Here is a 23,840-nt window from a genome sequence, read left to right as displayed (position 1 = left end):
CGAATGTTAGCCGCTACCTACACACGCACCGGTCCTGCCGCGGAGGTTCTCTCCGTCGGCGAGATGGCGGCACCTGTCGCCGGCCCCGGTGAGGTGCTGGTGCGCGTGCATGCATCGGGCATCAACCCGGCCGATGTGAAGCGCCGCGGTGGCTGGCGCGGCATGGGCATGGGTCACCCGCTGGTCGTTCCGCATACGGACGGCGCGGGGCAGATCATCGCAGTCGGCGAGGGTGTCGATCCATCGCGTATCGGCGAACGCGTCTGGATGTGGAATGCTCAGGGCGGGTATGGTGAGGCAGGCCGCGCTTTCGGCACCGCAGCCGAATTTATCGCCATTGCCTCGCATCAGGCGGTGAAGCTGGCGGACAGCCTGACCTATGCCGACGGCGCCAATCTTGGCGTGCCGGCAATGACCGCCTATCGGGCCGTTTTTGCCGATGGCCCGGTCACCGGCCAGACGATTTTCGTCAATGGCGCGGCCGGCGCGGTCGGTCATTTTGCCGTGCAGATGGCGGTGGCCGGAGGCGCGCGGGTGATCGGAACGGTGAGCAATCCCGAAGCTGCCGCGCATGTGGTTGACGCGGGCGCTTTTGCTGCCCTCAATCGCAAGACGGAAGACGTAACCGCCCGCATTCTTGAATTGACGGGCGGGCAGGGTGTCGATCGCATTGTCGAGGTGGATTTCGGCGCCAATCTGGAACTCGACGCGGCCGTGCTGAAGCGCAACGGCACCGTCGCCGCCTATTCGTCGTCCAGCAACCCGACGCCGGTGCTGCCCTATTACGCTTTCGCCAGCAAAGGCGCCAACCTGCGTTTCATCCAGGGTTTTCTGATCCCGGAGGACCAGCGGCTGGCCGGTGAAAAGATGATCGCGAACATGGCCGATGTCGGCAGGCTTAAGGTCGCGATCGGCGCTACGTTTCCACTTTCCGACATTGCCAAGGCCCATGAGCGCGTCGAGCGCGGCGGCCTCGGCAATGTCGTCGTCCTGATCGGAGGCGCCGGATGACGCCTCCTTCCACCCATTCCAAGGCATTCACTGAGGGCTCTGACATGTACAATCCACAAGAGCGTACGAAACCGGAAGGGACCGTCTGCGATCCCGTCTCGCTCGAAATCATCCGCGGGGCGATTGCCGCCGCGCAGTCGGAAATGGAGGCGCTGCTGGAGCGCACGGCGATCTCCGCCTTCATCCGCGAGAAGAAGGACTTTTATACCGCTCTGTTCGATGGCGATGGCGTGATGGCGGTCGGCTCCATGGTGCCGGTATTCGGCGACATGACCGGGCCGGTGTTCGACAAGTTCCCGGCCGATACGATGAAGCCGGGCGATCTCTACTGGTATAACGACTGCTACGGTTCACGCGGCGCGGTGTCCCACTCCAACGACCAGGTGCTGCTGGCGCCGGTCTTCAAGGATGGCAAGCGTTGCGCCTTCGTGATGAGCTGGGCGCATTTCGCCGATATCGGCGGCATGCGGCCGGGTTCGATCAGCCCCGATGCCACCGATATCTATCAGGAAGGCATCATCATCCCGGTCACCAAATTGATCGATGGTGGCGTCACCAACGAGGCAACGCTCGATATCTTCCATCGCAATTCCCGTTTCCCCGAACAGAGCATCGGCGACATGCGGGCGCTGATGGCGAGCGTCGATGTGGGCGTCAAGCGCATCGGCGAAATCCTAGATCGGTTCGGCTCCGACGTCGTCGGTGATGCGCTGGCGCAGTTGCTAACCCGCACGCGTAAGCTCGTTCGCACCAAGCTTGCCGAGACCTTCGACTACGGCACGCACCGGTTCACCGATGCGATCGACACGGACGGCCACGGTAACGGGCCGTTCAAGATGCGTTTCGCGCTGACCCGCGAAAAGGGCGCTGACGGCGAGGACCGGTTCATCTTCGATGCGACCGAATCCGACGACCAAACGCCGGGGCCGGTCAATTTCCTGATGAACCGTGGCGTGCCGGGCATGGCGCTCGGGCTGTTTTATCTCGGCGGCGATCCGGCGCAGGTCTGCAATGCCGGCGGTCCGCAGGCGCTCAATGATGTGCGCCTTCGCCAGGGATCGTTCCTGCAGCCGAATTTTCCGGCCTCGCTCGGCATGCGCGGGTTGACGATGATGCGTGTGCTTTCGGCGCTGAACGGCTTGATCAATACCGCGGGCGGCAAGGCGCCGGCTGCCAATTCCGCCTATGTCATCACCATCATGCGCGGCAATTATAAGGATGACGCGGGCGACCTGAAGCGCTTCCTGCTGGCGGATGGCATCGGTGTGGGTTACGGCGCTCGGCCGAATGCGGATGGCATAGACGCCGTCTATTTCGTGGCCCAGGAAAACTATCCGGTCGAATTTCTCGAGGTCGGTTATCCGGTGAGGTTGCGCACTTACGGTATCGTCAAAAATTCCGGCGGGGCCGGCAAATTCCGCGGCGGTTGCGGTATCATTCGCGAATACGAGATCCTCGCAGAGGACATGATGCTCGCCGTGCGCATCGACAGCGTCAAGAACCCGCCCTGGGGCATTCATGGTGGCATGGGTGGTGGCACCGGCCGCGTCACCATTAACCCCGGCAAGCCGGACCAGCGCATTCTCGCGCCGCTTTCGGACGGCAACAAGCTGGTCAAGGGCGACATCCTGCGCATGGAGACCGGGGGAGGCGGCGGCTACGGCCATCCGTTCGACCGCGATCTCGACGCGGCTCTCGAGGACGTTCTCGGCGGTTTCGTCAGCACCGAAGCGGCCGAGCGCCTCTATGGCGTCGTCATGAACGGCAACAAGATCGATGAAGCGGCGACGGCAGCACTGCGCGCCAATCGTCCCGCCACCCGTGCATTCCATCGTCAGGAGTATGTCGATGTCCTCGCTTGAAACCTCAGTTGATACGTCCTTGGCAGTCGCAGTCGATATCGGCGGCACTTTCACCGACGTCGCGCTTCTCGACCGCGCAACCGGCAAGGTCTGGCGGGCAAAGACACCGAGCGTGCCCTCCGACCCGTCGGAAGCATTCCTGAACGGCATCCGGCTGGCGCTGGCCGATGCGGGCCGTGAAGCCGCATCGCTCGGCCAGGTTCTGCACGGAACGACCGTCGCCACCAACATGATCCTGGAAGACAAGGGCGCCCGCACCGCTCTTGTCACCACCCGCGGCTTCCGCCACGTGCTGAACATCGGCCGGCAGGATATTCCCCGCAAGGCTAACCTCTATACCTGGGTGAAACCCGAACGGCCGGTGCCGGCCTCGCGCATCGTCGAGGTGAATGAGCGCATCGCGGCCGGCGGCGCCGTGATCGACGCGCTGGACGAAGCCAGCGTGCGCAAGGCGGCGGAAGCGATCCGCGGCATGGATGTCGAGGCGGTCGGTGTCTGCCTGCTGCATGCCTTCGCCAACCCGGCGCATGAGAAGCGCGCGGCCGAAATCCTGCGCGAGGAACTGCCGCATCTCGCCGTCACCACTTCCACCGACGTGCTGCCGGTGGTGCGTGAGTTCGAACGGACGCTGACGACGGTGCTGAACGCCACCGTCATGCCCGGCGTCACCACCTATGTCGGCCGGCTGGAAAAGCGGCTGGAGGATGAGAAGGTCGCGGCACCGCTGCTGCTGATGCAGTCGAACGGCGGCGTGGCCGGCGCCTCGACCATCCGGCAGGCACCGGCGCTGACGGCGCTGTCCGGTCCCGCCGCCGGCGTGGTCGGTGCGCGCTCGGTTGCGGCGGTGTGCGGCATCAAGGATATCATTACCGTCGATATCGGCGGCACCAGCGCGGATATCTGCCTCATCAAGGATGGCAAGATTGGTCTGACCCAGAACGGCAAGGTCGGCGAATGGCCGCTGCCGCTGCCGATGGTCGATATGGTGACGATCGGTGCCGGTGGCGGTTCGATCGCCAAGGTGGCGGATGGCACACTCTCCGTTGGCCCCCAGAGCGCCGGCGCGCGTCCGGGTCCGGCGGCCTATGGTCATGGCGGGCAGAACCCCACGGTTACCGATGCGCATGTCATGCTCGGCCATCTACCCTCGAAACTGCTCGGCGGCCGCATGGCGCTCGATGTCGAGGCGGCCCGCAAGGTCGTGGACGAAAAGGTTGCCGGCCCGCTCGGGCTCTCGACCGCTGCTGCAGCGCGCGGCATTCTCGCCATTGTCGACAACAACATGGTTGGCGCAGTGCGTGTCGTATCGGTCGAGCGCGGACATGATCCGCGTGATTTCACGCTGATGCCGTTTGGCGGGGCAGGCCCGCTGCATGGCTGCGCGCTGGCCGAACTGCTTGGCATCACCCGCGTCCTGATCGCGCCCGCACCGGGCATTCTGTGCGCCGACGGTCTGCTCGCCGCCGATCTCAAGGCCGAGTTCAGCCGCACGCTGCCGAAGGCGGGTGCTATCGATGTCGGCACTGCCAACGGTATCATTGCCGAACTGAAGAGCCAGGCGACCGCATGGTTCGAGACGGAGGGCGTTGCCGAAAAGGACCGTCGCGTGCAGACTGTAGCGCTGCTGCGCTATCACGGTCAGGGCGGCGAGCTTGCCGTGACCTGGGGCGAGACCCGCGAGGCGATCGAGGCTGCCTTTGCCGCCGAGCACAAGGCGCTTTATGGCTTCACGCTGGATACCTCGATCGAGCTTGTCACCCTGCGCGTCGAAGCGGCCGGCATCACGATCGAGCCGCCGCCGGCAAAGCTTGAGACTGGTTCTACTGTGACGCCGTTCGACCATGCTCCGGTGCATTTCGAAAGCGGTTTGACGAGCGTTCCGGTCGTCGATCGCTCCACGCTTGGTGCGGGTGCCACGTTCGCGGGCCCGATGATCCTTACCCAGCTCGATACGACGACGCTGGTCGCCCCCGGCTGGACCGGCATGGTTCACCGGTCCGGCGCCCTTCTTCTGACCCGCAAGCAGGATGCATGACATGACCGAACAGCAGGCCGATCTGGACCGGATATTCGCCCATATCGACGAAAACCGCGAAAGCTTCATCGAGCGGGTGATGGACTATGTCCGCCACCCCTCGATCAGCGCCCAGAACAATGGCATCAAGGAGGTTGCGGCGATCCTTGTCGATATGCTGAACGGCATGGGCATGGAGGCGACGACCATTGCGACCAAGAACCATCCGATGGTTCTCGGCCGCATGGAAAAGCAACCGGGCAAACCGACCGTACTGCTTTACGGTCATTACGACGTGCAGCCGCCGGAACCTTATGAGCTGTGGGACAGCCCGCCGTTCGAGCCGACCATCCGCAACGGGCGCATCTATGCGCGCGGCATCGGCGACAACAAGGGCCAGCATTTCGCGCAGCTGATGGCGCTGGAATCGCATCTGAAGATCACCGGCGAGCTGCCCTGCAACGTCATCTTCCTGCTCGAAGGCGAAGAGGAGATCGGCAGCCCGCATATTGCCGAATTCGTGCGCGAACATGCCGACAAGCTGAATGCCGCCGATCTGGTCGTTACCTCGGATGGGCCGCTGCATGAGAGCGACACGCCGATCATCACATTTGGCGTGCGCGGGGTGGCGTCTTTCGAGTTGCGCTCCAAGACCGCCAATCGCGATGCCCATTCCGGCAATTTCGGCGGCGTCATGCCGAATGCGATCTGGAAGCTGGTGCATCTGCTCGCCACCATGAAGAACGAGCGCGGCGAGATCACCATCGACGGACTGCATGATGTCGTCGTGCCGCCGACCAATATGGAGCGCGACGCGGTGGACAAACTGCCGCTCGATCTCGATGCGATCAAGGCCGATCTCGGCATCAAGGAACTCGACCAGCCGCTGGACCGCGGTTATTTCGACCGGCTGATGTTCCATCCGACGCTGACGATCAACGGCCTGCATGGCGGTTATGGCGGGCCGGGCCAGAAGACGGTTCTGCCCTGTGAAGCGTTTGCCAAGTGCGATATCCGGCTGGTCGAAAGCCTGACGCCGGACTACGTGTTCGAGAAGGTGCGGGCGCATGTGGAGAAGCACGCGCCGGACGTGGAATTCGTGCCGCAGAACGCCATGCTTCCCTCCAAGACACCGATGGACAGCCCGTTTGCACCGGTGATCCAGGATGCGATCTTCACGGCGCGCGGGGTGGAGCCGCTGCTTTATCCGACCGTGGGTGGGTCGCTGCCGGATTACGTGTTCACGAAGATCCTGAAGAAGCCGGCGTTTGTGGTGCCTTATGCGAATGCGGATGAGGCGAACCATGCGCCGAATGAGAACCTGAAGATCGACTTGTTTATCGACGGGATCAAGACCGGGGCGGCGCTGCTGACGAAGCTGGGTGAGATGAAGATGTAGGGCCGAGCAGCCCCTCATCCGGCTGCCGCCACCTTCTCCCCGCCCGCAGGGAGAAGGAGATGTGCCGCACTGTTCTTCTCACTCTCTGACGGAGGCTTGGGGTACGTCCCCTCTCCCCGCAAGCGGGGAGAGGGTTAGGGTGAGGGGCAAACGCCTAACTTATTTCATCACATCAATCACAACGCGCCCGCGCACCTTCCCGGCAACGATATCCTCCGCCAATTGCGGCAGATTCGACATCGGCTCCACCGTCGTCATCTTGTCGAGCTTCGCCTTATCCAGATCCCGCGCCAGCCTTCCCCAAGCTGCAAGCCGCTGCTCCCGCGAGGCCATCACCGAATCTACCCCGATCAATGTCACTGCGCGCAGGATATGCGGCAGCACCGTGCCCGGAAGGTCCGCCCCACCGGCAAGCCCACACGCCGCAATCGCTCCACCGCGCACCGTCTGGGCCAGCGCATTCGCAAGCGTCGTGGAGCCGACGCTATCGACACCGCCTGTCCAGCGTTCCTTCTGCAGCGGGCCGCCCTTTTCCGACAACGTGGCGCGGTCGATGAAGTTCGTGGCGCCGAGCGAAGCGAGGTAGTCACGGGTTTCCGGGCGGCCGGTGGAGGCGGTGACGTTGTAGCCGCGGGCGGCGAGCAATGCGATCGCCACCGAGCCGACGCCGCCGGCGGCACCCGTTACCAGTACCTCGCCGTCGCCTGGCTTGATCGAGCCCCATTTTTCCAGCGCATCAACGCAGAGTGCCGAGGTGTAACCGGCGGTGCCGATCGCCATGGCCTGTTGCATAGAAAAAGCATCCGGCAGCGGGATCAGCCATTCGGCCTTGACGCGCTGGTAGCGGCCATAGGTGCCCCATTCGGTTTCCGAGAGGCCCCAGCCGTTCAGCACCACCTTGTCGCCGGGCTTCCATTCCGGCGAGCGGGATTCGACGACGGTGCCGGAAAGGTCGATGCCGGCGATCATCGGCATGCGGCGGGCAATGCGACCCTTGCCGGAAATGGCGAGGCCATCCTTGTAGTTCAGCGTCGAATAAGCGATCTCGACGAGGACGTCGTTGTCCGGGAGTTCTGCGATCGAGATGTCGCGGAACACGCCTTTCGGCTTGCCGTCGATGGCGTCGATCACCATGGCTCTGAAGGTCTCTGTCATGAAATCTCTCCCGGTTTTATGATGGTTCAGGCGGAGGCTGGTGTGGCCTCGCGTTTGGCACGCGCTTCAAGCACGGCCGAATATGTTTCCCGCACATAGGCGAGCAGACGGGCCAGAGCATCGGCGGCCTTGGCCGCATCGCGATTGCTTATGGCATCGAGGATTTCCTGATGCAGCGATGCGACCTGCCGGCGCTCGCGGACGCGGAAGACGATCATGTTGGTGATCGGGATGAAGGCCTCGATCACCGTGTACATCATCAGCTTCATCGGGCCATTGCCGGTGGATTCCACCAGCGCGCGGTGAAAGCGCACGTCGGAGGCACAGAAATCCTCGTCGCTGATCGCCTCGTCTTGCTGCACGGCGATTTCCGCCTGCATGGCGGCAAGATCAGTTTCGCTGCGGTTTTCGGTGGCGAGGCGGCAGCAGACGGTTTCCGTTTCCAGCCGAGCGGTGATGATCTCTTCAATATCGAAGGCGCCGATGCCGACCAGCAGTGTGGCGGCACCGGTGATCGCCTTAGACAGGCCTTCCGGATCTGGTCGCTTGACGAAATTGCCGCCGGTCGGGCCGCGCTTGGAGTGGATGAGGTTCTGGGCGGCAAGGCGTTTCAGTGCTTCGCGCACAGTCGGGCGGGAAATACCGAAGCTTTTGGCCAGGTCTTCCTCGGTCGGCAGGCGCTCATCCACCTTCAGGCGGCCATCCATGATCGCCGAGCGGATATTGTCGGCCACCTGTTTGGCAATGCCCGTGCGGACAACCTCGTCATATTTGAGGATCATGTCGTTGCCTTCCCCAAAGCGTGCCGGCCTGTTCCGGCCGTATCTCCCATACAAGTCATGCCACGCCCTAATCCGAAAAGCTATCGCTATTTAAATATAGGTTTGACAAATAGAAGATTGGGAATAACGTCTCTTGCAAAGCCGCCAAGGCAAGGGGAAGAATATGCGCGAAATGGCTGAGGCCCGGCATGATGCCGTGGCCGATCACGCCCGTACAAATGGGAGGGTATCCTTGTCCGATCGCGCATCGTCCGACCGCGTAAACCAGTTGCTTAAAAGCCTTGAAGGCAAGCTCGATTCCGCGGCCATTCTGCTCGGAGATGCGATTTCCGAAGGGTATGCGGCCGATGCGACGGCCAAGGGGGCGATGCCGCTTGCGGTGCTGCGCCCGCGCAATACGCAGGATGTTTCTGTCATTCTCGCCGCCGCCAATGCGGTCGGTCAGCCGATCGTGGTGCAAGGCGGGCGCACGGGCCTGTCCGGGGCTTCGCGGCCGGAGGCGGGTGAGGTGTCGCTGTCGCTGGAGCGGTTGAACGGCGTGGACGCGATCGACAAGGCGGCGCAGACGATCATTGCTGGGGCCGGCACGCCGATGCAGATCATCCAGCAGGCGGCAGATCACGAAAACCTCTATTTCGGCGTCGATATCGGCGCACGCGGCACGGCGACAGTCGGCGGCAATATCGGCACCAATGCCGGCGGTATCCGCGTTTTGCGGTACGGCATGTACCGGGCGCAGGTGATGGGCGTCGAGGCGGTGCTGGCGGATGGCACGATCATCTCGTCGCTCAAAGGCCTGCCGAAGGACAATTCCGGTTATAACCTCAGCCCGCTGTTCATCGGTACGGAAGGCACGATCGGTGTGGTCACCCGCGCCTGCCTGAAACTGCATCCGAAGCCGAAGATCGAGCGCAATGCCTTCGTGGCGCTGCCTTCGCTCGCGGCGGTGCAGGAGCTTCTGGCACGTCTGCGCGTCGAGCTTTCCGGTCTGCTGTCTGCGTTCGAGCTGCTGTTTCCGAACATTTACGAGAAGACCGTCAATTACATGGGCATCCGCCCGCCGGTGGAAACCGGTGCGGGCATGTATGCGATGATTGAGATCCAGGGCCAGTCGCCGGATCAGGACAATGAGCGTTTCGAGGCAGCCCTTGCGCAGGCGATTGAAGATGGGCTGGCGACGGATGTCGTGCTGTCCAACTCGATGCGAGAATCGCAGGCGCTCTGGGCGATCCGCGACGGCATCAACGATTTCCTGTTCAGCAATGGCGTGCTGATCGGCTTCGATATTTCCGTGCCGCTCGGCCGGATGCAGGAATTCTTGGACACGGTGAAGGTGCCGATCGACGCGATCGATCCCGAGAACCAAACCTATATTTTCGGCCATATGGGCGACGGCAACCTGCACTATTGCATGTTCACCGATCACTATGAGGCGATCGCCGAAGTGATCTTCTCCGGTATCCAGAAGGTCGGCGGCGGGGTTTCGGCCGAACATGGCATCGGCACGGACAAGAAGCACTATCTGAAATACGCCCGAAGCGAAGCCGAGATTGCCACGATGCGGCGGATGAAGACGGCGTTCGACCCCAATTATATCCTCAATCGCGGCCGTGTCTTCGAGGCGCCAGCCTCGTTCGGCGGGGCGCTGGAGCAGCACTAGATGTCCATTCACCCGACACCGGATACCCTTTCCCAAGATCGCAAGATAAGTCTTGATGATCGCTATACGCTGGAAAAGGGCCGTATCCTGGTGTCGGGCACGCAAGCGCTGATCCGCCTGCCGATGATCCAGCGGAGCCGAGATCTGACCAAGGGGCTGAATACGGCGGGTTACGTTTCCGGCTATCGCGGCTCGCCCTTGGCGAGCTTCGACCGTGAGATGGGCAAGGCGAAAAAGTATCTCGACGCGGCGCATATCAAGTTCCAGCCAGGCCTCAACGAGGACATGGCGGCGACCGCCGTCTGGGGCACGCAGCAGACCGGCATGTTCCAGGGCGCGCGTTACGACGGCGTGTTTGCCATGTGGTACGGCAAGGGGCCGGGCGTCGATCGCAGCATGGACGTGATCCGGCATGCGAATGCCGTCGGCACCGATCCGAATGGCGGCGTGCTGCTTCTTGTCGGCGACGATCACGGTGCGGTGTCCTCGACGCTGCCGCATCAGAGCGAGCACAATCTGATCTCCGCCATGGTGCCGCTGCTCTCGCCAGCCGGTGTGGGCGAATATGTCGAATACGGGCTGCTTGGCATTGCCATGAGCCGCTATTCCGGTGCCTGGATCGGTTTCAAATGCCAGACGGAAATCGTCGAATGTTCGGCGACGGTGGATCTCGATCCTGAGAGTCCCAAGATCATCGTTCCGGATGAGACGTTTGCGCCGGATGGGCTGTCGCTGCGCTGGCCGGACGGGCCGCATGCGATGGAGCTTCGGCTGGAGCGGAAGATGCTGGCCGTGCAGGCTTTTGCGCGCGCCAACAAGATCGATCGCTCTATTTGGGGTGGGGATGGTCGGGTAAAACTCGGCATCGTCTCGACCGGAAAATCCTGGCTTGATCTGATGGGTGCGCTGGCGTTGCTCGGCATCGACGAGGTTCGCGCGAGGCAGCTTGGCATCCGGCTTTACAAGGTCGGCATGGTCTGGCCGCTGGAGCCACAGGGCATTGCGGAGTTTGCGGCCGGCGTTGATGACGTGCTGGTGGTGGAAGAGAAGCGCTCTATCCTCGAAGACCAGATCAAGGCGCAGCTCTTCAACCTGCCGGATAGCCAGCGTCCTCGCGTGTTCGGCAAGGTTGGCGAAACGAATGAAACGCTGCTGCAGGCGATCGGTGAGATCAACACGCTCTCCGTCGCCCGCGCCATTCTCTCGCGGCTTGGTGTGCTGGATGACGATCTGGCCGCCAAGGCGCGTTTCGTGGATGAGATGACGGCGGCGCTTGGCCTAGAGGCGACGGCGTTGAAGCGCGAGGCGTATTTTTGTTCCGGCTGTCCGCACAGTGTTTCCACCCGCCTGCCGGCCGGTAGTCGTGCCTCTACCGGTATCGGCTGTCACATGATGATCATCGGCAACGAGGATCGCAACACCTCGACCTTTACCCAGATGGGGGGTGAGGGCGGGGCGTGGATCGGGCTTTCGCAATTCACCGACGAGAAGCATATTTTCGTCAACATGGGCGACGGCACCTATTTCCATTCCGGCCTGCTCGCCATCCGCGCCGGGATCGCCGCGAAGGTGAATGCCACCTACAAGATCCTTTATAACGACGCCGTCGCGATGACCGGCGGACAGAAGCATGACGGTGACGTCACGGTGCCCGGCATTGTCGGGCAGATGCTGGCGGAAGGGGCAAAGCGCGTCGTGGTTGTCGCCGAGCGGCCGGAAGTCTGGCAGGGCAACCTGCCGCGCGAAGTTTCCGTCCATCACCGTGATGAGCTGGATGCCGTGCAGCGGGAGTTGCGGGAAATTCCAGGCGTTACCGTGCTGATCTACGATCAGGTCTGTGCCGCCGAAAAGCGCCGCCGCCGCAAGCGCGGCGCGTTTCCGGTTTCCGACAAACGCGCGTTCATCAACGAACTGGTCTGCGAAGGATGCGGCGATTGTTCCGCCGTTTCCAACTGCATCTCGATCGAGCCGCAGGAAACCGAGTTCGGCCGCAAGCGGCGGATCAACCAGTCCAGCTGCAATACCGATCTGTCCTGCATCAAGGGTTTCTGTCCGAGCTTCGTCACCGTCGAAGGCGGCAGTGTCCGCAAGCCGGCGGTGAAGTCGAAACAGGTGAAGATGGACGATCTGCCGTTGCCAGTGTTCACGACGGATTTTTCAAAGCCCTACAGCATGCTGCTCGCCGGCATCGGTGGCACGGGTGTCATCACGGTCAGCGCAATCCTCGCTCAGGCGGCGCTGCTCGACGGTTTGGCGCTGGTGACGCTGGACCAGACGGGATTGGCGCAGAAAAACGGCTCCGTCGTGTCGCATATCCGGCTGGCGAAGGACCCGGCGCAGATCAACGCGGCGCGGGTCGGGCCGGGCGAGAGCGATCTGGTGCTTGGCTTCGATATCGTCGTGGCGGCGCAGAAGAATTCGTTGGCCTCGTTTGCCAGGAACAGGACGCGGGCGGTGATCGACGATCATTTCGCGCCGACCGCTTCCTTCGTGAAGGACACGACAATCGATTTCCGGCAGGAGGCGACGCTGAAATCGCTGCGCCGTGCGGCGGGCGACGAGGCGGTGGAGACCGTTGCGGCGACCGATCTGGCGACGGCGCTGATGGGCGATGCGATTGCCGCCAACATGTTGCTGCTCGGCCATGCCTGGCAACGCGGGCTGGTGCCGATCAGCCTTGAGGCGATCGACAAGGCGATCGAGCTGAACGGTACGGGCATCGCCATGAACCGCGCCGCTTTCGGCTGGGGTCGGCGGGCGGCTGTGGATGTCGCGGCCGTTGCGCGCGAGGCCGGTCTTGTGAAGGCGGAGCCGAAGGCCGACATGCCGGAAGAGATTGTTGCGAAGCGCGTTGCTTTCCTCACCGATTATCAGGATGCGGCTTATGCCAAGCGTTATGCCGATCTGGTTGTCGTTGCCCAAAATGCCGAAACGTGCTTGCGCGGCATGACCGGATTTGCCGAAGCGGTGGCGAAAAACGCCTTCAAGCTGATGGCCTACAAGGACGAATACGAGGTTGCCCGGCTGCATAGGGATCGCAGCTTTGAAAAGAAGCTTGCCGAGCAGTTCGAGGGTGATTTTAGGATCAAGCACCACCTCGCGCCGCCGCTTTTCTCGCGCAAGATCGATGGGCGCACCGGCCATCCGGCCAAGATCGCCTTTGGCGGCTGGATCAGATCTGCCTTCGCAGTGCTGGAAAAGCTGAAATTCCTGCGCGGCACTGCCTTCGATCCGTTCGGCCGCACCGCCGAGCGGCGCATGGAGCGGCAGCTGATCGAGGATTATTTTGCGCTGGTGGCCGAGCTTTCGTCCGGACTGGAAGCCGGCAATCATGCGCTTGCCGTCGAACTCGCCGGCCTGCCGGATATGGTTCGCGGTTTCGGCCCCGTCAAACTCTCCTCCGTCGAACGGTTCGACAAGCGTAAGGCCGAGCTTCTGGCCAAATTGCGTGCCAGCGAACCGATGACTCATGTAGCCTGAATTCCCGAAAGCGAGTTTCCTTAAAATGACCGGCATGACCCAGAAGATCATCATCGACACCGATCCCGGCCAAGACGACGCGCTGGCCATTCTGCTGGCGCTGGGAAGTCCGGAAATCGACGTGCTGGGCATCGTCGCGGCGGCCGGCAACGTGCCGCTGTCGCTGACCAATGTGAACATCCGCAAGGTTTGCGAGCTTGCAGGCCGGCCGGATGTCAAGGTGTTTGCAGGCTGCAGCCAGCCGATGTCGGGCACATTAGTCACGGCAGAATACGTGCATGGCGCGACCGGCATGGATGGCGCCGACCTGCCCGATCCGGTGATGCCGCTACAGGAGCAGCACGGCGTCGATTTCATCATCGAGAAGCTGATGACCGAGCCTACCGGCACGGTGACCGTCTGCACGCTCGGGCCGATGACCAATCTCGGCAAGGCGATTACCAAGGCGCCTGAAATCGTCGGCCGCATCAAGCAGGTCGTATTGATGGGCGGCGGCTGTTTCGAAGGCGGCAACATCACGCCGGCGGCGGAATTCAACATCTATGTCGATCCGCAGGCGGCGGCCGTGGTGTTTGGGTCGGGCGTGCCGATCGTGATGATGCCGCTCGACGTGACGCACAAAACGCTGACGACGCGCGCCCGTGTCGATGCCTTCCGGGCGATCGGCGGGCATTTTGCCGAGGTTCTGGTCGGTTGGCTGGATTATTTCGAGCGTTTCGACGTAGCGAAATACGGCAGCGAGGGCGGGCCGCTGCATGATCCGAACGTGATCGCCTATCTGTTGAAGCCGGAGCTTTATTCCGGCCGGCTCTGCAATGTGGAGATCGAGACGGAATCCGAACTGACCAAAGGCATGACGGTTGCCGACTGGTGGGGCGTGACCGGCCGGCCGAAGAACGCGATGTTCATGCGGGATGTGGATGCGGATGGGTTTTATGCGCTGCTGACGGAGCGGCTGGCGGGGATTGCGGCGCGGCGGGCGGCTGCGTCTGCTTGATGCTTCGCCAAGCCTTTTCTCTGCGTCATCTCTGTGCTTGTCACAGAGATCCAGCCCGCTCAAGTCTTTGAGCTGAAAAGAGTCTTTCGCCGGGCAGACGCGCGTCGGCTGGATTCCTATGACAAGCAAAGGAATGACGGAGAATGGGACGAGCGTCTCCCTCCAACAATGACGTCGGCTCTATTGCTGAGTATTTCTTGGAATGATCAGCGCATCCAGCACCCGCACGCTCTTATCTTCCGGCAATACCGCGACCGGATTAAGATCGATCGCCTCGATATCGTCGCCGTACTTCGCCGCAAGATCCGAGAGCTTAACCAGCAATTCGGCCAGCGCCTTGCGATCGGCTTTTGGTGCACCGCGATAGCCTTCCAGCAGCGCGGCCAGTTTTGTCTCGCCGATCATTGCGTCGGCGCGGGCGAGGTCGATGGGCAGCAGGTCGAACGCACTGTCCTTGACCAGTTCCACCATCACCCCACCGATGCCGACCACGAGGCCAAAACCGAAGGGGTCGTGGCGGACGAGGCCGACCAAGGCTTCGACGCCGTCCGAGATCATTTCCTGCACGGAGACGCCGCGCAGATCGGCACCCGGGGCGTATTCATGGGCGCTCGCCATGATCGTCTCGAAGGCGGTGCGGGCCTCGGCTTCGGAAGAGATACCGAGCTTCACACCACCGGCTTCGGTCTTGTGAAGGATATCCGGAGATTCGATCTTCATCACCACTGGGAAGCCGAGCCGGGTTGCGGCTTCGGCGGCGGCATTGGCCGTGGTGACGAGCTCTTCCTTCGGAACGGGCAAGCCTTCGGCGGCAAGCAGGGTCTTGGCTTCGCGCTCGGTGAGGGCATCGGCGGGCAGGGATTTCGTTTCCGGAGCGGTTCTGCCGGGCCATGAGACGGTTCGATCCTGAGCGATCAGGCTGGCAATCGCGGTCAGCGTGCTTCTCGTTCCTCGCAGAACCGGCACGTTCGGCAGTTTTGCCTCGACGTCGGAATGATGGCCGGAGGAGAGGTTGCTCATGAAAACGACGGGGGCTTTGCCGGTCTCGGCATAGGTGGAAATTGCCTCTGCGATGCCGAGATATTCGGAGGCGCAGAGGTCGTCGAGGCCGGCGGGCGCGTCCTGCGCGGCGACGATCAGGCCGATCGACCGGTCGTCGGCGAGGGCATGCAGCACGTCGCGGTAGATATCGCCATTGGCGAAGACAACGCCCGTTGTGTCGAGCGGGTTCTGAGGTGTCGCGAAGGGCGGCAGCAGGGTTTTGATCTTGGCCATGGTTTCCGGCTGCAGGTCGGGCAGCGACAGGCCGGTTTCATCGGCAATATCGGAGACATGCGCCACACCGCCACCGGAGACGCCGACGATGGCAACGCCGGGTTTGATGGGGCGCTGCTTCAGGTTCAGGCAGAGTGTTGCCGTTTCCATGAAACCGTCCATGTCCGGCACTTCGATAATGCCGACCCGCTTGAAGAAGGAGCGATAGGCCTCGTTGCTGCCGGCGAGCGAGCCGGTATGGGCTGCAGTCGCCTGTGCGCCGCGGGCGGAGCGGCCGGCGCGCAGAGCGATGACCGGTTTGCCGGCGGCGTGCATCTTTTCCATCGCGGCAGCCAGTTTTTCCGGTTCGCGAATGGCTTCGAGTACGATGCCGACGGCGCTGGTGGCTTCATCGGTCGCCAGGAATTCCAGATAGTCGGGAATATCGGTTGCGGCGCTGTTGCCGGAAGAGACGATATGGCTCAGCCCGAAGCGGCCGGTATTGCCGAGCGCGATAGCGCTGGCGCCGGAATGGGAAAGGATCGCGAAGCGGCCTTTTTCCAGATTGGTCGACAGGCTTGAGGAATAGAGCGCGGCGCCCGAGCCTAGGTTGAAGAGGCCAAGGCAGTTCGGGCCGCAGATCGCCATGCCGTAGCGGTCGGCGATTTCGATCAATTGGCTTTGGCGTTCGCGGCCGGCTTCGTCCAGTTCGGCGAAACCGGAAGCGAGCACGACGGCGGCTTTGACGCCGATGCTGCCGGCTTCTTCAAGCGCTGAGATGACCTTATCGGCGGCGATGCCGATGACGGCGACGTCGGGAGGCGTGTCGAGGGCGGAAAGGGAGGGGGCGGCCTGGTAGCCGAAGACATTTTCAGCCTTCGGATGAACCGGGATGATCTTTCCCTGATAACCAAAGCGCATCAGGTTTTTCATCACGTAGCTGGAGGAGGCGTCGGCGCGCTCGGTGGCGCCGACGACCGCGACGGATTGCGGTGCCATCAAAGCCCGCATCGAATGGATCGTGTTTGCGGGCATTGGTGCTTCCTTAGTCGAGACCCTTGAAGGGGTTGTCGCGGAAGGCGAGGTATTCCTTCAGCGACATCTTTGCGAGGTTGGCCATCCAGTCGCGGCCCTGCTTGGTCACGTGAAGGGCGGCGATCGCCTCGATATTGTACTGGAAGGACGGCATCAGCCCGGCGACCATCTGTTGGTTGTTGATCGAGGCCTTGGTGTATTTCAGTGCCGGCAGCGGCATGCGGGCGAGCTTGCGGGCCAGGTTCTCGGTCTTTTCCTTCAGCTGATCGGCAGGAACGACCTTGTTGATCAGGTGCATGCGCAACGCCTCGTCGGCATCCACCATGTCGCCGGTGAACATCAGCCAGCGCACGTCGCGGGTGGCGAGCAGCCAGGGCATCATCAGTGCCGGCGGGCCGGAATTGTGGCGTACTTCCGGCTCACCGAACTTGGCGTTATCGGCGGCGATGGCGAGGTCGCAGGACATCATCAATTCGAGAGCCCCGGCCAGAGCGTAACCGTTGACTGACGCAATGACCGGGATCGGGGCGCGCCAGATGTTGAGCAGCGCCTCGGCATTTTCGGTCATATCCTCGCGCCAGAAATCGATATCGACATCGAAATCGCCGCCCTGCAGGTCATAACCGGAGGAAAAGGCGCGGCCGGCGCCGGTGATGACCAGCGCGTTGACATCCGGATCCTCCACGGCGCTTTTCAGCGCCGCGTCGATCTCGCGGATCACCGTCTTGTTCATCGCGTTCATCTTTTCGGGGCGATTGATGGTGATCGTCGCGAACTTGTCAGTCTTGTCCTTCTCGTAAAGGATCGTTTCGTACGTCATGGCAGTTCCCCTTTTATTGAATGACTTGCCCTGATTTCGGAACTGATCGTCCGGCCTATTTGCCGGACTTCTTCAGCTCCGCATAAGCGACGGCCATTTTGGCGGCCAGCCGGGCATTGTTCTTTACCAGTTCGATATTGGCCTTCAGGCTTTCGCCCTTGGAAAGCTCGTTGATGCGGGCGAGCAGGAAGGGCGTCAGCTCCTTGCGGCCGATGCCCTTTTCGTCGGCTTCGCGCACGGCATCGTTGATGGTGCCGTCGATGAATTCCGGGGTGAGGGCGGCCGCTTCCGGGATCGGATTGGCGATCATCAGGCCGGTGTCGGTGCCGAGCTTGTGGTGCAGGAACATGGCCTCTGCGATCTCTTCCGGCGTGTCGAGCCGATGGTCGGCCTTGTAACCGCTTTTACGGGTGAAGAAGGCCGGGAAATCCTCGGTGCCGTAAGCGATGACGGGCACGCGCTGGGTTTCGAGGAATTCGAGCGTCTTGGCGATGTCGAGGATCGACTTCACACCGGCGCAGACGACGGTTGTTCTGGTGCGGCCGAGTTCGGTCAGGTCGGCAGAAATGTCGAAGGTCTGTTCGGCGCCGCGATGCACGCCGCCGACGCCGCCGGTGGCGAAAATCTCGATGCCGGCGAGATCGGCAAGCAGCATGGTGGCGGACACGGTGGTGCCGGCCGACTGTTTCTTGACCATGGCGACAGCGAGGTCGCGGCCGGAAGCCTTTACCACGCCCTTGGCCTGGGCGAGAGCGTCCAGTTCATGGCGTTCGAGGCCGACGCGGAGTTCACCGTCGATGACGGCGATGGTTGCCGGGATCGCGCCGTTTTCGCGGATCACGGCTTCGACGCCAAGCGCGGTTTCGAGATTGGCCGGGTAGGGCATGCCGTGGGTGATGATTGTCGATTCCAGCGCCACGACCGGGCCGTCGGCGGCGATGGCATCGGCGACTTCGCGGCTGAGCTTGGGTTTCAAAAGGGTCATCGGGGTATTCCTCAAGTGTTATTTTGGAAGCATTTTTCTGGCCCGGGCGCTTATCCGGCGAGACGGTGCATATTGGCTTCCAGGAAGCGTTCGGAAAGTTCGGTATGGACGCTGGCCGTGCTTTCGATCGTCAGCGTGCCGAGCAGCGCGCCGGTGCGGGCGGCGGTGTAAATGTCTTCGCCATTCAGGATGCGGTGCAGCGTGCCGGCGATCATCGCGTCGCCTGCGCCGGTGATATCGACCGGCGTGGCGCGCACGGCGTTGAAAGTGCGCACACCTTCGATGCCGGCTACGGCGATACCGCGCGGACCCATGGTGACGACGGCCTCGCGAGCGCCGGCGGCCTGCAGGGCAAGGGCCGCTTCCTTGGCGTCGTCGATCGTCTCATGCGCCTTGCGATGCAGGACGGCATTCGCCTCGTCGATATTCATGAACAGAAGATCGATGCCGGAAAGGTCTTTTGGCAGGCGGGCGGCCTTGGGCGTCGAGACGGCGTCTATGGCCAGCTTGAAACGCGCTCCCTGGCGCTTGGCGATCAGGGCGGCCAGCGTCTCTGCCGGCACGTTGGTATCGCAGAAAACCCAGCTGGCGGCGGCGAGATGTGGCCAGATGCGCTCGAAATGGGTGGGCAGAAGCAGGTCGAAAATGCCCATGTCGGCAATGCCGAGCACGAGGTCGCCCTTGGTGTCGAGGATCGCCGCGTATTCCGCCGTCGGGCGCTCGGTCGTGGTGACCATCTGGCTGATATCGATGCCGCGGTCGCGCATATATTTGAGCAGCGCGTGTCCGCCTTCGTCATCCCCGACGATCGAGACGAAGCTCGTCGTGGTGCCGAGAAGGGCGAGGTTTTCCGCCACGTTGCGGGCAACGCCGCCCATGGAGCGGATGCCATCAACCGGATTGGAGGTTTCGAAAACCAGATCCGCCTTGGCGCGATATTTCCGGTCCAGCACCGCGCCGCCGATGCAGACGGCCCGGGTTTCCGCCGGCATCAGGTAGCCGCGGCCGAGGATATAACCCTTCTGCATGAGCTGGACGATATGCGCTGCAACCGTAGAGCGCGCCAGACCCAGCTGGCTGGCGATTTCCTGTTGGCCGGCGAACGGGTTGTCCCTGATGATCGCCAGGACCGCAGCTTCCTGGGGGGCGAGGTCATCCATCTTGAGTTGTCTTTCCGGCAAAGCACGCCTTAAAACTTTCGTTATTTTTGATATGGACAACAACAGATGTTTTTGTCAACATCTGTTTGTCAGATGACGTGATGGAGGTGTGCGATGTCGAATTCGAGTGCCAACCCCGTATCATCCGGAGCCGCCGTTCCCGGCATTCCGGTCATCGATGTCGGTCCCTTCATCAGACAAGAAGCCGGCGCTGCTGCTGTGGTGAAAGCCATCGAGACCGCCTGCCGCGATACCGGTTTCTTCCTCGTCACCGGCCACGGCGTTTCGCCGGAGATCACGTCCCGGCTCTACAATCTGGCCCGCGCTTTCTTCGACGAACCACAGGACTGGAAGAAGACGATCGGCCGCGGAACTGGCGTGAACGGCGGCGTCGCCTTCTCGCCGATCGCCGAAGAGGCGCTCGCTGCGACGCTCGGCATCAAGACGCCGGGCGACTACAAGGAAAGCCTGAATTTCGGGCAGAACCTGCCGGGCGATGCCTGGCCGAGTGTACCGGCCGGGCTGGAGCAGGCGTTTCGCGACTATTTCAAGGAAATGGAAACGCTGTCGAAGCACATGCGCCGCATCTTCTGCCAGGCGATCGGGCTCGACCAGGATTATTTCGAACCGTCCTTCGAAAATCACGGGTCGGCGCTGCGGGTGATCAATTATCCGGAACAGAGCGAAGCACCGCTGCCGGGCCAGATGCGCGCCGGGGTGCATACCGACTACGGCTTCATGACCATTCTGCGCTCCGAAGCTTCCGCTGGCGGCCTGCAGGTTCGCAACCGCGAAGGTGAGTGGCTGGATGCGCCATCTATTGATGGCGCCTACGTGATCAACATTGCCGATGCCTTCATGCGCTGGACGAATGACGAATGGGTTTCGACCCCGCATCGCGTCGCCAATCCGCCGAGTGGGTTCAAGGGTACGGCGCGCCGTCAGTCGATCCCGTTTTTCCTCAATCCGTCGAAGGAGACGGTGATCGAATGCCTGGCCCCGTTCGTAAAAGACGGAGCAAAATACGAGCCAATCACCTATGGCGAGTATATCGACCTGAAGACGAAACAGGCTTTCTCGAAAGGCTGAGGACGCACTAATCTGAAACAACGCAAGGGCTGAAGCGGAATACCGCCAGCCCGACCGATCAAGGATCGAAAAAAGGGGAACTGCCATGATGGATTTGACAAGGCGGCAGACGCTCGCCGGAATGGGTGCATTCGCTGCGGCCGGTATGATGGGCCTTCCCGCGCGGGCGCAGCAGAAAACGCTGGTCGTGCCGACGCTCGGCGGGGTTTGGGAACAGTATTGGCGTTCGACGGTGGGGCCAGCCTTCACCAAACAATCCGGTGCCGCGGTGACGCTCGATGTCGGCAACGGTCGCGTTTTCGGCGCCAACCTGCGCGCTGCCGGCGTCGCCAAGCCGCCCTATTCGATCGTGATGACCAATGAGGTCTTCGCTTCCGGCCTGCGCAAGGAAGGTTTCTTCGAAAAACTCGACCTCACCAAGCTGCCGAACTATGCGGACCTTTATCCGCTCGCCAAGAAGACGGATGGCTGGGGCGCGATCGGTGCCGTTTCTCCGATCGGCATCGGCTACCGTACCGATCTCGTGAAGACGCCGCCGAAGAGCTGGAAGGATCTCTGGAGCAATCCGGAATTCAAGGGCAAGATCGGCCTCTATAATTTCGCTAACAGCGCCGGCAAGATGGAATTGCTGCTGTTCTCGAAGATCTTCGGCAAGGACCAGTATGATGTCGATGCCGGCTTTGCGGCGCTTGCCAAGCTCGGTTCGGTGATTCAGGTCGACTTCAACCTCTCGACCGGTCTTGCTTCCGGCGAAATCGTCGTGGCGCCGTTCGATTTCGGCGAGATCGCCCGCCTCAAGAAGCAGGGCCTGCCGGTCGATTGCATCATTCCGGAAGAGGGGATGATCATGTTCGACCAGACGATCAACATCCTCGCCAACGCGCCGGAAAAGGAACTGGCCTATCAATACGCCAACTTCCTGCTGTCGCCCGAAGTCCAGACGATGATGGCGAAGGAGTTCTTCGTCTCTCCGACCAATTCCAAGGTGGCGATCCCGGCCGATCTCAAGGCCGACGTGCCGATTTCCGGCGCCGATATGGACAAGATCCTCACCTGGGACTGGAATTTCGTCAACGAAAAGCAGGGCGAACTCGCCGAACGCTGGGCGAAGACCATCAAGTGATTACTCCGCTTGATTTTCTCCAGACGTCTTTCCCCCGCTGCGGTCATGGCTCGTCGTCCCAATCGACGGGCTGTGGTCGGCTTTTTGGGCACGAATTGAAAGTGGAATTCCATGACAGAGGTTAGCATCGAAAAGCTGACCAAGGACTACGGGCAGGGTCCCGCGGTCAACGCCATCTCGCTGAAGATCGCCGAGGGCGAGTTCATCTCGCTGCTTGGGCCTTCCGGTTGCGGCAAGACGACGACATTGAAAATGATCGCCGGGTTCGAAGATGCGACCGCGGGTGCAATCCGCTTCGATGGGCGCGATGTGGTGCATGTGCCGGTCGAAAAGCGCGATATCGGCATGGTCTTCCAGAACTATGCGCTGTTTCCGCATATGACAGTGGAGCAGAACCTCGCCTTCGGGCTGGAGATGCGCAAAATCCCCAAGCCGCAAATCCGCGAGAAGATCGCCAAGGTGCTGGATATGGTGCAGCTCGCCGGTTACGCCGAGCGTTATCCGCGCCAGCTTTCCGGCGGTCAGCAGCAGCGTGTGGCGCTTGCCCGCGCATTGGTCATCGAGCCGAAAATCCTGCTGCTCGACGAGCCGCTCGCCAATCTGGATGCCAAGCTGCGTGAGGAGATGCGGGTCTTCATTCGCGACCTGCAGCGGCGCGTCGGGATCACGACGGTCTATGTGACGCATGATCAGGCGGAAGCCATGACCATGTCCGACCGCGTCGTCGTGATGTTCGGCGGGCGTATCGCGCAGATGGGCACGCCGTCCGATATCTACGAGCGGCCGGCCAATCTGGAGGTTGCCGAATTCGTCGGGCAGGTGAATATAGTTCGCGGCAAGGTCGGCGGCGGGATGGTTTCCACGGCTTTTGGCGATGTGCCGGTGACCGGTGGGCATGCCGATGGCACGGAGCTGATGCTGGCGCTGCGGCCGGAAGCCGTCGAGCTTCTGCCGGTCAATTCCGGTGCTGCCGGCGTGCCGGCCAAGGTTCTTTCCAGCTATTATTCCGGCAGTCTGGTGGATTACCGGCTGGAGCTTGCGGGTGGTGCGACGGTCAACGTGCAGACCTTTCCGCGCACACGGTTTGCGGATGGGGAGCAGGTGCTGGTGCATGCGCCGGCTGAGCGTTTCTGGCCGTTGGGAAGTGCCGCATGAATGCCGCTCCCGCCAAAAAGGGTCTCGGACCGCTCTTGCTGATCGCGCCCGCTGCGGTGCTGATCGGCGTGTTCCTCGTGCTGCCCTATCTCAATATCGTGGTGATGAGCTTTCGCATGCCGGGGCAGGGCACGCCCTATGCGCCGGGCTTTACCTTCGGCAATTACGGCAAGTTCTTTGCCGACAGCTTTTACATCATGCAGGTGGTCAACACGCTGTGGATCGGCTTCCTGACGACGTTTCTCTGCCTGGTGCTGGGTTATCCGGTTGCGTGGCAGCTGGCGCGGGGCAATTCGGCGTTTCGGGCTCTGGGATACGCACTGGTTCTGTCGCCGCTGCTGGTCGGCATCGTCATCCGCAGTTACGGCTGGACGATCCTGCTCGGCAATAACGGCATCATCAACCGGACGCTCTCGAGCTGGGGCGTGATCGATGGGCCGTTGCCGCTGATGTATAATGCGCTCGGCATCATCATCGCGCTGGTGCATGTCTTCCTGCCATTCATGATCCTGCCGATCATGAGCGCCATTCAGGGCATCGATCCCTCGCTGGAATTGGCGGCACGATCGCTCGGTGCCTCCAAGCTCACCGCGTTTCGCCGTATCACGCTGCCGTTGTCGCTGCCTGGCATGCAGGCGGGCTGCATCCTCGTGTTCGTGCTGTCGCTCAGCGCCTATGTGACGCCGTCACTGATCGGCGGCCTGCGCGTGAAAACCATGGCGGTGACGGTGGTCGATGCCTTGATCGATACGTTCCAGTGGCCTTTCGGTTCGGCCATGGCGCTGATGCTGTCGGTTACCGGCGCGGTCGTGGTGATCATCTTCGGGCGGCTGACCGTCATGAAATGGAAGGCTTGAGC

17 protein-coding genes are annotated in these 23,840 nt (G+C 62.1%); 11 read left to right on the top strand and 6 right to left on the bottom strand.

Annotated elements, in window-relative coordinates; translation table 11 throughout:
• Window positions 1–3: 3 nt before the first annotated feature.
• Genes KX729_RS11145 through KX729_RS11130 form a run of 4 tightly spaced genes read left to right on the top strand, consistent with a single transcriptional unit; the run spans window position 4 to window position 6,286 of the window.
• Window positions 4–1,011 carry an NADPH:quinone reductase gene (locus KX729_RS11145; RefSeq protein ID WP_219742490.1) on the top strand — a complete coding sequence of 336 codons (1,008 nt, stop codon included), beginning with the start codon at window positions 4–6 and terminating at the stop codon, window positions 1,009–1,011.
• Window positions 1,008–2,873, top strand: coding sequence for a hydantoinase B/oxoprolinase family protein (locus KX729_RS11140; RefSeq protein WP_219742489.1), 1,866 nt, complete (start codon window positions 1,008–1,010; stop codon window positions 2,871–2,873). Before KX729_RS11145 ends, KX729_RS11140 begins: the two co-directional genes overlap by 4 nt.
• Window positions 2,860–4,908 (top strand): hydantoinase/oxoprolinase family protein, encoded by a 2,049-nt coding sequence (locus KX729_RS11135; RefSeq protein WP_219742488.1) that lies wholly within the window; start codon window positions 2,860–2,862, stop codon window positions 4,906–4,908. Before KX729_RS11140 ends, KX729_RS11135 begins: the two co-directional genes overlap by 14 nt.
• Window position 4,909: 1 nt before the next feature.
• A complete protein-coding gene (locus tag KX729_RS11130) occupies window positions 4,910–6,286 on the top strand; it encodes a M20/M25/M40 family metallo-hydrolase (RefSeq protein WP_219742487.1) in 1,377 nt (458 codons plus the stop codon).
• A 159-nt stretch (window positions 6,287–6,445) separates the two neighbouring features.
• Here the strand turns inward: KX729_RS11130 and acuI are convergent, their stop codons facing one another.
• Both acuI and KX729_RS11120 read right to left on the bottom strand, forming a co-directional pair.
• Window positions 6,446–7,441, bottom strand: a complete 996-nt coding sequence (gene acuI, locus KX729_RS11125; RefSeq protein WP_219742486.1) for an acrylyl-CoA reductase (NADPH) — start codon at window positions 7,439–7,441, stop codon at window positions 6,446–6,448.
• A 26-nt stretch (window positions 7,442–7,467) separates the two neighbouring features.
• A complete protein-coding gene (locus tag KX729_RS11120) occupies window positions 7,468–8,223 on the bottom strand; it encodes a FadR/GntR family transcriptional regulator (RefSeq protein ID WP_219742485.1) in 756 nt (251 codons plus the stop codon).
• A gap of 232 nt (window positions 8,224–8,455) precedes the next feature.
• Here KX729_RS11120 and KX729_RS11115 point away from each other — a divergent pair, with 232 nt between their 5' ends.
• From KX729_RS11115 to KX729_RS11105, 3 genes are read left to right on the top strand one after another with little or no spacing between them, the layout of a single operon-like run.
• Window positions 8,456–9,883 carry an FAD-binding oxidoreductase gene (locus KX729_RS11115; protein ID WP_246617518.1) on the top strand — a complete coding sequence of 476 codons (1,428 nt, stop codon included), beginning with the start codon at window positions 8,456–8,458 and terminating at the stop codon, window positions 9,881–9,883.
• Window positions 9,884–13,363, top strand: coding sequence for an indolepyruvate ferredoxin oxidoreductase family protein (locus tag KX729_RS11110; RefSeq protein WP_219742484.1), 3,480 nt, complete (start codon window positions 9,884–9,886; stop codon window positions 13,361–13,363). It begins immediately after the preceding gene.
• Between the two features lie 34 nt (window positions 13,364–13,397).
• Window positions 13,398–14,360, top strand: a complete 963-nt coding sequence (locus KX729_RS11105) for a nucleoside hydrolase (protein ID WP_219742553.1) — start codon at window positions 13,398–13,400, stop codon at window positions 14,358–14,360.
• A gap of 180 nt (window positions 14,361–14,540) precedes the next feature.
• Here the strand turns inward: KX729_RS11105 and KX729_RS11100 are convergent, their stop codons facing one another.
• Genes KX729_RS11100 through KX729_RS11085 form a run of 4 tightly spaced genes read right to left on the bottom strand, consistent with a single transcriptional unit; the run spans window position 14,541 to window position 19,614 of the window.
• On the bottom strand, window positions 14,541–16,649 hold the full coding sequence (locus KX729_RS11100; protein WP_219742483.1) for an acetate--CoA ligase family protein: 2,109 nt from the start codon (window positions 16,647–16,649) through the stop codon (window positions 14,541–14,543).
• A gap of 10 nt (window positions 16,650–16,659) precedes the next feature.
• Window positions 16,660–17,469 (bottom strand): enoyl-CoA hydratase/isomerase family protein, encoded by an 810-nt coding sequence (locus KX729_RS11095; RefSeq protein ID WP_219742482.1) that lies wholly within the window; start codon window positions 17,467–17,469, stop codon window positions 16,660–16,662.
• A gap of 55 nt (window positions 17,470–17,524) precedes the next feature.
• On the bottom strand, window positions 17,525–18,454 hold the full coding sequence (locus KX729_RS11090) for a pseudouridine-5'-phosphate glycosidase (protein WP_219742481.1): 930 nt from the start codon (window positions 18,452–18,454) through the stop codon (window positions 17,525–17,527).
• Window positions 18,455–18,504: 50 nt separating this feature from the next.
• On the bottom strand, window positions 18,505–19,614 hold the full coding sequence (locus KX729_RS11085; RefSeq protein WP_246617517.1) for a carbohydrate kinase: 1,110 nt from the start codon (window positions 19,612–19,614) through the stop codon (window positions 18,505–18,507).
• 114 nt (window positions 19,615–19,728) lie between these two features.
• On the opposite strand from KX729_RS11085, the gene KX729_RS11080 reads away from it, so the two are divergent.
• From KX729_RS11080 to KX729_RS11065, 4 genes are all read left to right on the top strand, one after another.
• The gene (locus KX729_RS11080) at window positions 19,729–20,703 is read left to right on the top strand and encodes an isopenicillin N synthase family dioxygenase (protein ID WP_219742479.1); all 975 of its coding nucleotides are present in this window, start codon (window positions 19,729–19,731) and stop codon (window positions 20,701–20,703) included.
• Window positions 20,704–20,788: 85 nt separating this feature from the next.
• Entirely contained in the window at window positions 20,789–21,826 is a 1,038-nt protein-coding gene (locus KX729_RS11075) for an ABC transporter substrate-binding protein (RefSeq protein WP_219742478.1), read from the top strand.
• Between the two features lie 111 nt (window positions 21,827–21,937).
• Window positions 21,938–22,981 (top strand): ABC transporter ATP-binding protein, encoded by a 1,044-nt coding sequence (locus tag KX729_RS11070; RefSeq protein ID WP_219742477.1) that lies wholly within the window; start codon window positions 21,938–21,940, stop codon window positions 22,979–22,981.
• Window positions 22,978–23,838, top strand: a complete 861-nt coding sequence (locus KX729_RS11065; RefSeq protein ID WP_219742476.1) for an ABC transporter permease — start codon at window positions 22,978–22,980, stop codon at window positions 23,836–23,838. Before KX729_RS11070 ends, KX729_RS11065 begins: the two co-directional genes overlap by 4 nt.
• Window positions 23,839–23,840: the final 2 nt, after the last annotated feature.

The organism is Neorhizobium populisoli, from assembly GCF_019430945.1.
In the GTDB taxonomy this organism is placed as follows: Bacteria; Pseudomonadota; Alphaproteobacteria; order Rhizobiales; family Rhizobiaceae; genus Neorhizobium; species Neorhizobium populisoli.
The sequence above is the reverse complement of the archived record's forward strand: the minus strand, read 5'-3'. Positions and strand labels throughout refer to the sequence as shown.